Source organism: Candidatus Hepatobacter penaei, assembly GCF_000742475.1.
GTDB classification, from domain to species: Bacteria; Pseudomonadota; Alphaproteobacteria; order Holosporales; family Hepatobacteraceae; genus Hepatobacter; species Hepatobacter penaei.
This window is the reverse complement of sequence record NZ_JQAJ01000003.1, coordinates 273,018-284,613: the sequence shown is the minus strand read 5'-3', so window position 1 is coordinate 284,613 and position 11,596 is coordinate 273,018. Positions and strand designations below refer to the sequence as shown.

The following is an 11,596-nucleotide window of genomic DNA, read 5'->3' as shown; positions in this document are numbered from 1 at the left end:
AAGGCTGGCGCCAAACTGGCGGGGAAAGGCTTGGTCAAAGGTGCCAAAGCCACCGCATCCCTCACAGGCAAAGCCGCCCTGGCCGCCGGGCAAGCCAGTGCCAAAGCCGCTGCAGCCTTGGGCGTGGCCGGTGCTAAAGCCACAGCCTCGGCAGGCAAAACCGCCGCCTCAGCAGCCTCGGCAGGCATCACCAAACTTAAGTCAAAAATCAAAGAACACCGGGCCAAAAAACAACAAAAAGCACAGGAGGCACAAGAGACTTCCACGCAAGAAAAACAAGCCGCCGCCCTGAAGAGGAAAGACCCCCCTCCCCCCGAAGGGGTTGACGCACACACCAACCAAGACAGGGCTGATCATGTGCCCCCCTCTCCGGCAAGCACACCCACCGTGGGCACAGAAGACCCGAAAAAGATAGGGCTTGGCTCTATCGTGGCCGGTACCGCCGTGTTAGGCACCCTCTATAAGGCGGGGCAAGCTGTGATGTCCTCAAAAAAGAAGCAAGAAGAACAGCCTCACGACAAAGCAACGCAAGGCAAAACCACGCAAGATAAGCAAAAACCGACACAGCGCCACCATGACAAGGCGGCAGCTCAGCCATCCTCCACCAAAAACACACAGAAGGAGGAGCACACACAGGCACAACAGCCAACCAACACAGGGACACACACGTCTTCATCATCCCCTTCCCCACCTTGAGGTCTTTTTATGCTGACACGCCTTTATCCATCTTGCTTTGTTTTCCTTTGTCTTCTGACCCCCGCTCTGTCCGTGGAAGGCTCTTCTCTCATGGATCGGGTGGTCGACACATCTGCGAAGGACAAACAGGACAGCTCACAGGGCAATCAAGATAAACACGGTGGAAAAGATGGGGCAAGCGATGCAGATAAAGACGGTTCTCATCCACAAAAAGAAAACCCCTATGCAGCCAAAAGCTCGGCGAATAAGAAACTCTCTCAGCGCAGTCACAAAGCGCAAGACATTGCTCAATCTGAGCAAGATAGTGAAAGGCTTTCATCAGATTCAGGGGGCGGCCCATCTTTTGGTGGCCTGGCCGCGGGTGCAGCCGGCATGGCCGCGGGTGCAGCCGGCATGGCCGCGATGGCAGGAGGCGCAGGCCTACTGGCTGCAGGGGGGGCAGGTGCCCTTGGGTCTTTGGGAGGACTGGGCATGTTAGGCGGCCTTGGCGGGCTTGCCGGAATTGGTGGCGGCGGCATGGCGGCCATGCTTGCAGGCGGCGGTGCGCTTAAGATGCTTTCTCAAGGCATCGTGTCTAGCAAGATTTGTTATGGTGCATGTAACAGAGCCTCGTGCAAATCCAGCCGCGTGCGCGCCTTGTGTGCCTCTAAATGCAGCGAAAACCAAGCCTCCATCCAAAAATGCCTTGAACAAGCAGACTGACTTTGACGTCTTTTTGAAAAATTGTTATCCATAGGGGTATGGACTATACACTCGATTTTGAAAAAACCCTGAAAGAGCTTGACCGACGGATTGCTGATTTGAAGCAAACCGCGGCACAAGGCGATGTGAACATCCTCAAAGAAATCACACGCCTTGAAAAAAAATCAGAAACCCTGATGTGCAAGCTTTATCGCGACCTCTCGCCGTGGCAAACAGTGCAGGTGGCCAGGCACCCCCACCGCCCTCACACCAGTGACTATATCCGTGGGCTGATTGAAGATTTTGTGCCCCTTTCTGGAGATCGCATGTTTGCGGAAGATGCGGCCATCATTGGGGGTCTTGGGCGATTTCATGGGCAAAGCGTCGTAGTGATGGGGCAAGAAAAGGGCAAAGACACAGATGACAGGATTCGTCGCAACTTTGGCATGCCCAAGCCTGAGGGCTACCGCAAGGCTCAACGTCTTTTTGAGTTAGCCGATCGTTTCTCTTTGCCTGTGCTCACCTTTGTGGACACCGCAGGGGCTTATGCAGGCGTGGATGCTGAAGAACGCGGTGCTTCCGATGCCATTGCGCGCTGCATTGAAACCAGTCTTAAGGTGAATGTGCCCGTCATTGCCACCGTGATTGGTGAAGGGGGCTCAGGTGGCGCTGTGGCTTTGGCCAGCGCCAACAGTGTGTTGATGCTGCAGTATGCCATCTATTCTGTGATTTCCCCTGAAGGCTGTGCGTCTATTTTGTGGCGCACCCAAGACAAAGCCGCCCAGGCGGCCGAAGCGCTTAAACTCACCGCGCCCCACTTGCTGGCACTCAACGTCATTGATCACATCGTGCCCGAACCTCCCGGCGCCGCACACCGCAATGACAGGCAGGTTATCCACGCTGTGGGTGACGCTGTGTCTCAACGATTACGTGATGTGATGCGCGAGCAAGCTCCTGACTTTAGGGCGCATCGGCGTGAGCGTTTTTTGCAAATGGGCCGACCCAAACTGAAAGTGGCGACCTATCACAAAGGTTCCTCATGATTTATGTCTTCCAACACCCTATGGTCCACCGTCAGAGGCACGCATGATATTCTAGGAGACGCATTATGGCGTCAACGCATGTGTATCACCCAATTCACCCAGCTGGCCACCTTGTGGGGATTTGCTGGCATTGATACACCGCTCATTGAACAAGCCGCCCTTTTTGAACGCACCACGCCAGACGCCGACATCACGCGCAAAGAGCTCTTTCGCCTCGTGCCTCGCAATGACCGTGATGCGTTTGTACTGCGCCCCGAAGGCACAGCCTCTGTATTGCGCGCGTTGCTCAACGCAGGCCTCACCCAAAGCCTGCCCTTAAAATTGTTTTATCACGGCCCCATGTTTCGTTATGACCGGCCCCAAAAAGGAAGGATGCGTCAATTTTCACAAATAGGGATTGAATCGTTAAGCGCCCCTGTGGTGGACACAGCGCCCTCAGCAAACATGGCTGTTGACCTTGAGGCCATCGCCCTGGCCCACACACTGCTCACCCAGTTGCCTTTGACAGAAAAACCGCGGCTCCACATCAACACGCTGGGGGATGAAGAAACCCAAAAGCGTTATGGTACCTGTTTGCAAGACTATCTCACCCCCTACCGCGATACCCTGTCCGACGACAGTCAGCACCGCCTTGACCATAACCCTTTACGCATTCTTGACAGCAAAAGCCCTCAAGACCAAGCCCTGGTGGCCAATGCCCCCAAACTGGTGGACATGCACACCCCCACCACACAAAAAGCCTTTGAGGGTTTGTGCGCACAGCTGGATGCCTTAGGCATCCCTTGGGTCCATGAACCCACGCTGGTGCGCGGTTTGGATTATTATTGCCACACGGTGTTTGAGTTTAAGTCTCCTCATTTAGGATCCCAAGATACCGTGCTTGCGGGCGGGCGCTATGACCGCTTGAGTACAGCCTTAGGTGGGCCGCCCATGGGGGGCGTAGGCTGGGCAGCGGGGGTGGAACGTCTCATGCTTCTTGTTGACCCTGACAAAGCGCCCTCTGCCCTTACGCCCGTGGCCTTTCTTCCCCAAGGAGAAGCCGATCTTAGCGAGGCCATGAACGTGGCCACAACACTTCGACAGGAAGGATTGCCTGTGTTGATGATGTGTGAGCCCTGTACGCTTAAAAAGCGACTCAAAAAGGCCTCACAAAAACAGTGTCGCTATGTGGTGATTATGGGCGAAGAAGAGCGCAAAGCGCAGCAGGTGCAGGTAAAAAACATGGACACAGGCGCCCAAGAAACCGTAGCTCTTGATCATCTGGTCTCTTTTATGAAGGGTCCTGCGTGAATTTTTCAGAAAAGGTGCTCACCAGGCTACAAACGCTTTTGGCACGCTTTCAAGATATTGAAACAGCTATGAGTCAGACGCCACCGCCGCCCCCTCAAGAGCTTGCCAGCCTTTCTAAAGAGCAAAGCGATCTTGCCCCGATTGTGTCAGCTGTGCGTGACCTTGAAAACGCCATGGCCGAGCAAAAAAATCTTAAAACCTTAATGCAGGATCCTGATTTCAAAACCTTGGCGCTCCAAGAGGAAGCGGCACTGAAAGACAAAGTCCACGACATCGAAAGCACCCTCAAAACCCTGTTGGTCCCCAGAGATACAGCCGACCAGCGCGGCGTGATTATTGAAATTCGCTCAGGGACTGGGGGGGATGAAGCGGCTCTTTTCGCCCGCGATTTATGGGAGATGTATAATCGCTATCGTGAGCAAAAGGGATGGCAGCTGCACGTGCTTTCCTTGAGTGAAACCGATTTGGGGGGCGTGCGCGAAGTGATCTTTTCCATTGAAGGAAAAGGCGTTTTTTCAAAACTCAAATTTGAATCTGGCATTCACAGGGTCCAGCGCGTGCCCAGCACAGAATCTGGCGGCCGCATCCACACATCTGCCGCTACGGTGGCCGTCTTGCCGCAAGCCGAAGAGGTGGATGTAACGCTTCGTGACGATGATTTGCGCATTGACACGTTTCGTGCGTCGGGCGCCGGTGGGCAGCACGTCAATAAAACAGAAAGTGCCATCCGCATCACGCACCTGCCCACAGGCCTTGTGGTGCAACAGCAGGATGAAAAATCACAGCATAAAAACAAAGCGCGGGCCTTAAAAATTTTACGCTCTCGCCTTTATGACCTTGAGCGCTCCCAAGAAGAGGCCAAACGCGCTGCCGCACGCAAAGAACAGGTGGGTAGTGGCGATCGCTCAGGGCGCATTCGCACCTATAATTTTCCGCAAGGCCGCGTTACAGATCACCGCATCCACCTCACCCTGCATCAGATCGATGCCATTTTAATGGGCAACCTCGACCCGCTCATCGATCCGCTCATCGCCCACGATCAGGCAGAAAAACTGGCTGATATGTAAGGGATATGCTTCTTGCGTCCTATCCTACTGCCATCTCCTCTCCTCATCACCTGCTGCTAACAGGGCTGTAAGCCTGCCAGGCAAAGCGATTCTGCAAATCTGCTCTGCAAGCCTTTTCTATAAGGCTCTTTTGCCAGAAAAAGAGCCACGCCCCTCACAGAGCCCTCGCTTCATAGGTGATATACAAAAAAATCTCGCACCCCCTTAACGAGGGCAGCGAGACAGGTAAGAGGTTCGTGCAGCCAACGATCAGCTGACAGCACCACCCAAAGAGTTGTTGTGCAAAAGATTAGTTATTGATCTTTACAGATACCTCCACAGAAGCGGCACCACCTGAAGCTGCACTTGCGGCTTCAGTCCGCAGGACTGGCGCTTGTAGATGGATTCAAAAACGCATCAATCGCTTCGATAGAAGTTGTATGACCATTAAGCCGTTCTTTTTGTTTTTGCAAATAGATCTTGTTTTGCTCATCTAGCTGAGCATCCTGCGGCATTATAGAACGCACACCAACCTCCAGCTTTTTCATACCCAAAAGATGTCCGGAGGCATATCCTTGGTTGTCTGCATTCCGCAACACAAACATCGTCATGGCTTCTTTCACATTGTGCTCGTTGATGACTGCATTCAAAAAAGGTACATGCTTATCTTTTTCTAATTCAGACCAGGCCAAGGCATTCACCAACACATTGACCGCTTGCTTGTTGTGCTTGCCTGACATCTGAGACATGCACGCTTGAAAGTCAAGATCTTTGGGAAACAGGCGATACAATCCCCCCTCATCAAGGGCATAATCAGCAGACATACCCTTCGCAAACCAATCGGTTACCGTGTCTTTCACAGGCTTGCCATCTGTCACCGTCACCACAAGCCAGTTTCGCTCTGGGCTGCCCGTTTTGGGTGTGGGGAAGAGATTTGTTTCAAGCGTTTTGCCTTCAGGCAACACATATTTTGTCACCTGCTGGCAGGGCACACCACCCACCGTGGATGCTTCGCCTGCCCATCCAGAATTTGGGTCATCCAGCGTGTCTTTAAAAGAGCCAGCACACAGCTCAGCCCCCAAAGAAAAGACGCTGATCACACAATAGGTCAGATATTTTTTTTTCAACATAAAGGATCCCCCCTTATTTAGTAATGTTAAGCATACCCTGAGGCCAAAATTGCCCTGGATACACACACCTCAGGCTTTCAAAAAAAGCCTAAGAAAGGATGAGCTCTTTTCACAGAGCTCAAAACGCTTCACAAAAAAAACACACACACACACAAAACGTGCTAAACGCTGTAACAAAAAATAAGGGTATGAAGCTCCTTTTCACACCCTCGAAGATCCATTTCAGCTTGGGCTAACTTTTGTTTATAGTTATCAAAAAAAATATACCCCTCACCCAGATTCTCACGCACCATCTGTACTTCTTCTTCAGCAGAGCTCAAGGCTTTGCGGGCAAAATGAACACGCGCTTCATACGCAACAAGATCTTCCAAGTCAATAACACGCTCTATGTAATCTGCACCCAACAGTCTATTCAAATACTCGTTTTCTACGTGAACATCTGTTATGCGCTCATGGCCACTGACCATTGCCACCCTCACAAGAAGAGAAGATGACACATGCCCTCGGGAAACATGGCTATCCATAAAAAAGGCTTCAGGAAAAAGGCGATAAAGGCCCCCTTCATCTATGGCATAGTCATAGGCAATGCCTTGCTCCATTTTTTGCTTCAGAAAGCTGGCCAATGCTTGCCCATTTGTCCCCTCCACGGCGATCGCTTTTCTGTTCACGTCTCCACATTCAGGATAAAAATTCGCAACGGATTTATCTTCAGGTGAAGGATAGGCAATGACCTGTACACAAGGCTTACTGCCTTCGCTCACAAGCTGCCCACGCCAACATCCCGTTCCATACCCTTCAGGTCTAGCGTCCCCTAGAAGAATGTCCTTAAAGTCTACACCAAAAGAACATCTCTCAAAACACACAGATGTACCAAAAATAACAAAAAATAACAGAAACACCCACTTGTTTTTTAACATCACCGCCCCTTATATATTTGTTTTGCAAATATCTAGGACTCTTTTACATCCTAGGTTGACTTTTATGCGCAATAGCAACACCTTAATCAAGACAAAAAAATTTTTAAAAAAAAGAACACAATAAAAACAGCATGTTTTTTAAGTCGCACACTATCCCATCCAGTGCCCACCATTGACGTGCAGTGTCTGCCCCGTCATGTAAGAAGCGGCATCAGACGCCAAAAACAAAACAGAACCTGCCACATCCTCTACCGCTGCAAACCGCTTCATGGGAATCTCTGATTTGATGTTATCGAGAATATCTTGAGGAACGGCCCGCATCATATCTGTGTCTGTATAGCCAGGCGCCACCGCATTCACGGTGATGTTCCACTTGGCCACCTCTTGCGCAAGTGATTTGGTGAACCCAAGCATCCCCGCTTTTGCCGCCGCATAGTTTGTTTGACCTTTTTGCCCCTTAAGGGCATTGATTGAGCTGATATTGACAATTCTCCCCCATGCTTGATTCATCATGTGCGGCAGCACGGCCTGACACACATAGAAAAGAGAAGAAAGATTGGTGTCTATAACGCGATGCCATGCTTGGGGCTCCATTTTGCTCAGCCAGGCATCTTTTGTAATCCCCGCATTATTGATCAGAATATCAAAGGGGCCATGAGCGTTTATAATCTCTTTCACCAAAGCAGGGGTGGTGTCAAAGACGCCCATATTCCATTTAAACGTGGCGATGCCTGTCTCACGGTGAAAAGACAGGGCAGCCTCATCGTCATGGCCATAGGTCACAACCACACGGTGCCCCTGCTTGTCAAAAGCCTTGGCAATAGCCGCACCAATACCCCGCGTGGCGCCGGTGATGAATACGCGTTTTGTCATGATTTCTCTCTCCTTTCCCCACAACCTAAGGCCCGAACCTTAATGACCTCTTTCGTACCCCGGAAAATCTCTTGACCTTGGTAGGAGATTTTGTTTATTTTGGAGAGACATTCTCGTGAGGTTATGTAGGCGATGGCAAAAAAACGTGGGGCGCTTGTGGTCAAGTTGCTGAGCACAGAGGGGACAGGCACATTTTACGTGGCCAAAAAGAACCCCAAAACCAAAACATCGAAGATGGAGGTCAGAAAATACGATCGCCGTCTCCGGCGTCACGTCTCTTTCAAGGAAGCCAAAATCAAATAGTGTGACCACCTCTCCTCTTTTGTCTGTCCGTAACCTTGGCGTAGCCTTTCCTGACGACAAAAAGACCACACCTGTCGTTCACAACATTTCTTTTGATATTCATGCCGGCGAAACCTTATGTTTTTTAGGGGAAAGCGGCTCGGGAAAAAGTGTGTCTGCAAAGGCGCTGCTCAGGTTGTTGCCCGCCCACGCTGAGGTTTCGGGTCAGGTTTTTTTTGACGGCCACCCCCTGCTTACAGCTTCCGAAAAACACCTTACCCACATTCGTGGACGCGATATTGGTTTTGTTTTTCAAGACCCCATGACCAGCCTGAATCCCCTCCACACCCTCGGCACCCAAATCACCGAAGCCATCCCTGAACGTGCCTCTTTATCGAAAAAGGATCTCTTGCATCGCTTGAAAACGTTGCTCACGTCTGTGGGATTCGCGCAAGGCGCAGACCGCCTTGATGCCTATCCTCATGAGCTTTCTGGCGGGCAACGTCAACGCGTGCTCACCGCCATGGCTTTGGCCGGCCAGCCCAAATTATTGATTGCCGATGAGCCCACCACAGCCCTTGATGTGATGACACAGGTGGATCTTATCCAGCACCTCAAGGCGTTGCAGAAAAAAACCAACATGGCCCTTTTGTTAATCACCCACCATCTGGGCGTAGCAATCCGGTGCGCTGACAAAGTGTTTGTCTTAAAAGACGGGCAATGTGTAGAAAAGGGGAATGCATCTCTTCTGAAAGCGCCTCAGGCCCCTTACACACAAAATCTGTTGGCCAGTTTTCATCATCGCATGTCACCTCCCCCCCTGGGCCCGCAAGAACAACTTCTTGAGGTAAGCAACGTGGGCGTTGAGGTGGAACAACGTAGTCACTGGTTTCGCAAACAACGCGTGCCTCTTTTGCATGACATCACCTTTTCTATGCAAAAGGGAGAAACCCTAGGCGTGCTGGGGGAAAGCGGTTCGGGCAAAACAACCCTGGCCATGGCTTTGCTTCGCATGATGAAAAGCACCGGACGCATCTCCTTTGAGGGCGACGATTGGCTAGCGCTTGAAGGCCCGACGCTGCGGCAAAGACGGGGCCGGCTGCAATATATTTTCCAAGACCCTTTTGGGTCACTCAACCCACGTTTTTTGATTGAAGACATTATCAAAGAGGGCTTACGCCAGCACAAAGAGATCACACCCCACGAACAACAACGCCGCATCCGCCATGTGATGAAGGAAGTGGGGCTGAAGCCGACCTTGCTTGCACGCTATCCCCATGAACTTTCCGGCGGGCAAAGGCAGCGGGTGGCCATTGCACGCGCACTGGTTCTCAAACCGGCCTTGCTGATTTTGGATGAACCCACATCCTCCCTCGATTTGGTGACACAAACAGAGGTCCTCTCCCTTTTGCGCCATCTCCAAGAAGAGCACACCCTGTCCTATCTCTTGATCACCCATGATTTGCACGTGATGCGCGCCCTGGCGCACCGCCTTTTGGTGCTCAAACAAGGGGCATACCTCGAAATAGCCAACGCCCCAGATTTTTTTCGCAAACCCCAAACCGCCTATGGACGTGAGCTGCTTGAGGCTTCCTCTTATTTTGATATGGAGCAGGCGCCCTCACCTCCCGCACCAGTGCAATCATGACGTTTGCCATCCACTCCCCTTTTCAGCCTACAGGGGATCAGCCTGCGGCTATTGCGGCGTTGGTGGACGCCCTTAAGCGCAAGCAAAGGAATCACACGCTTTTAGGTGTTACCGGGTCTGGCAAAACCTTCACTATGGCCCACGTGATCCAAGAAACGCAACGCCCCACCTTGATTTTGGCCCCCAACAAAACACTTGCGGCCCAGCTGTATGCTGAGATGAAAGCCCTCTTTCCTCACAATGCTGTGGAATATTTTGTGTCTTACTATGATTATTACCAACCCGAAGCCTTTATTCCCCGCACCGGCACCTATATTGAAAAAGAGGCCACCATCAACGAGCACATTGACCGCATGCGCCACAGCGCCACGCGCTCTTTGCTTGAACGGGACGACGTCATTGTGGTGGCCAGCGTTTCGTGCATTTATGGCATTGGCTCACCGGAATCCTACCGCTCGATGGTATGCAAAATTGATAAAACGCTTCCCTTTGCGCGCGAGACCACCATCCAAAAACTGGTAGAATTGCAATACACACGCAATGACATGGTGCTGAAACGCGGCACGTTTCGCCTGCGCGGAGATATTCTTGATGTGTTCCCCTCCCACTATGAAGACCGGGCGTGGCGTATTTCCTTCTTTGAGGATGAGATTGAGTCCATCGTGGAAATCGATCCACTTTTAGGCACCAAAGGCGAGACCCTTGATCACATCACGATCTACCCCAACAGCCACTATGTGATTCCCGGCCCCACGCGCGTGCAGGCCGTCAAGCATATTAAAGCAGACCTTGCTGTGCGCCTTGAAGAACTTCGCCATGCCAACAAACTGGTAGAAGCACAGCGACTTGATGAGCGCACACGCTTTGACCTTGAATCTATTGCCACTATGGGCTCTTGCCCAGGCATTGAAAACTATTCGCGCTATCTCACCGGCCGCAAACCAGGGGAGCCCCCACCGACGCTGTTTGAATATCTCCCAGGCCATGCGTTGTTGATGATTGATGAAAGCCATGTCACCCTGCCCCAGCTCAGGGCCATGTATCGTGGAGATGCGAGCCGCAAAAAAACACTGTCTGACCACGGGTTTCGTTTGCCCTCATGCGCCGATAACCGCCCTCTTATGTTTGAAGAATGGGAAGCTATGCGCCCCGACACCATTTTTGTTTCCGCCACACCAGGCCCCTTTGAGCTTGAGATGACGGGAGGCGAAGTGGTTGAGCAAGTGATTCGCCCCACCGGCCTTGTAGACCCTGTGTGTGAAGTGCGTCCCACCCATGACCAAATTGATGACCTCATTCAAGAAATACGCCAAACAACCAGGCGCCATGAACGTGTTCTCATCACCACCCTCACCAAAAAAATGGCGGAAACCCTTCAGGATTATTTCACAGAAATGGGTCTGAAATCGCGCTATATTCATTCAGACGTCGATACCCTCGAGCGCATCGATATTATTCAAAAATTGCGGAAAGGTGATTTTGATATCTTAGTAGGCATCAATTTACTACGCGAAGGTCTTGATATTCCTGAATGCAGCCTGGTGGCCATTATTGATGCAGATAAAGAGGGATTTCTTCGATCTAAAACCTCTCTTATCCAAACCATCGGGCGCGCTGCACGTCATATCCATGGCAAAGTTATTCTCTATGGCGATGTGATCACCCCGTCGATGCGCGACGCCCTTGAGGAAACAGCGCGCCGCCGTGCCAAACAAATGGCCTATAACAAAAAGCACAACATCACCCCTCAGGGTGTGAAGAAAGAGCTGTCAGACATTTTGGCTGCGGTGTACAATAAAGATGCCTCACAAGAGGTAAAAAAACCGGCACCTACCTTTACGTCGGCCAAAGCCAAGAAAGCCCACCTTCACAAGCTTGAAAAAGACATGCTTGAAGCCGCATCCTGCCTTGACTTTGAAAAAGCGGCCCGCTTGCGTGATCAGTTGAGTCTGCTTGAAAAGCAGGACCTCTTGTAAAAGAAGATAAGAAA

Annotated in this window: 10 protein-coding genes and 1 pseudogene; 8 read left to right on the top strand and 3 right to left on the bottom strand. The window is 51.5% G+C overall.

Translation table 11 applies throughout. From position 1 onward, the window contains the following. The 5 genes and pseudogenes from IG82_RS06720 to prfA form a co-directional block, all read left to right on the top strand. Positions 1-696 (top strand): annotated as a pseudogene (locus IG82_RS06720) (hypothetical protein); the annotation flags it as partial. Positions 697-786: 90 nt separating this feature from the next. Continuing rightward, positions 787-1,398, top strand: a complete 612-nt coding sequence (locus IG82_RS07010) for a hypothetical protein (protein ID WP_156095417.1) — start codon at positions 787-789, stop codon at positions 1,396-1,398. Between the two features lie 38 nt (positions 1,399-1,436). Further along, positions 1,437-2,420 (top strand): acetyl-CoA carboxylase carboxyltransferase subunit alpha, encoded by a 984-nt coding sequence (locus tag IG82_RS0105825; protein ID WP_031934602.1) that lies wholly within the window; start codon positions 1,437-1,439, stop codon positions 2,418-2,420. A 3-nt stretch (positions 2,421-2,423) separates the two neighbouring features. Continuing rightward, a complete protein-coding gene (gene hisS / locus IG82_RS0105820; RefSeq protein WP_031934601.1) occupies positions 2,424-3,710 on the top strand; it encodes a histidine--tRNA ligase in 1,287 nt (428 codons plus the stop codon). Beyond that, entirely contained in the window at positions 3,707-4,777 is a 1,071-nt protein-coding gene (prfA, locus tag IG82_RS0105815; protein ID WP_281172870.1) for a peptide chain release factor 1, read from the top strand. The genes hisS and prfA overlap by 4 nt, the downstream gene beginning before the upstream one ends. Positions 4,778-5,130: 353 nt before the next feature. On the opposite strand, the gene IG82_RS0105805 is transcribed toward prfA, so the two are convergent. The 3 genes from IG82_RS0105805 to IG82_RS0105785 form a co-directional block, all read right to left on the bottom strand. Beyond that, positions 5,131-5,886 (bottom strand): hypothetical protein, encoded by a 756-nt coding sequence (locus tag IG82_RS0105805; RefSeq protein WP_031934599.1) that lies wholly within the window; start codon positions 5,884-5,886, stop codon positions 5,131-5,133. 161 nt (positions 5,887-6,047) lie between these two features. Beyond that, positions 6,048-6,785, bottom strand: coding sequence for a hypothetical protein (locus IG82_RS0105795; protein WP_156095416.1), 738 nt, complete (start codon positions 6,783-6,785; stop codon positions 6,048-6,050). Positions 6,786-6,953: 168 nt separating this feature from the next. Continuing rightward, complete coding sequence (locus IG82_RS0105785; RefSeq protein WP_031934597.1) at positions 6,954-7,676, bottom strand: beta-ketoacyl-ACP reductase; 723 nt, start codon at positions 7,674-7,676, stop codon at positions 6,954-6,956. 132 nt (positions 7,677-7,808) lie between these two features. Between IG82_RS0105785 and rpmG the strand changes: the two genes are divergently transcribed. Genes rpmG through uvrB form a run of 3 tightly spaced genes read left to right on the top strand, consistent with a single transcriptional unit; the run spans position 7,809 to position 11,582 of the window. Further along, positions 7,809-7,979: a 50S ribosomal protein L33 gene (rpmG, locus tag IG82_RS0105780; protein WP_031934596.1), complete on the top strand. Its 171-nt coding sequence runs from the start codon at positions 7,809-7,811 to the stop codon at positions 7,977-7,979. A gap of 1 nt (position 7,980) precedes the next feature. Beyond that, positions 7,981-9,606, top strand: coding sequence for a nickel ABC transporter ATP-binding protein NikE (nikE, locus tag IG82_RS0105775; protein ID WP_031934595.1), 1,626 nt, complete (start codon positions 7,981-7,983; stop codon positions 9,604-9,606). Then, on the top strand, positions 9,603-11,582 hold the full coding sequence (gene uvrB, locus IG82_RS0105770; protein ID WP_052545752.1) for an excinuclease ABC subunit UvrB: 1,980 nt from the start codon (positions 9,603-9,605) through the stop codon (positions 11,580-11,582). Before nikE ends, uvrB begins: the two co-directional genes overlap by 4 nt. Positions 11,583-11,596: the final 14 nt, after the last annotated feature.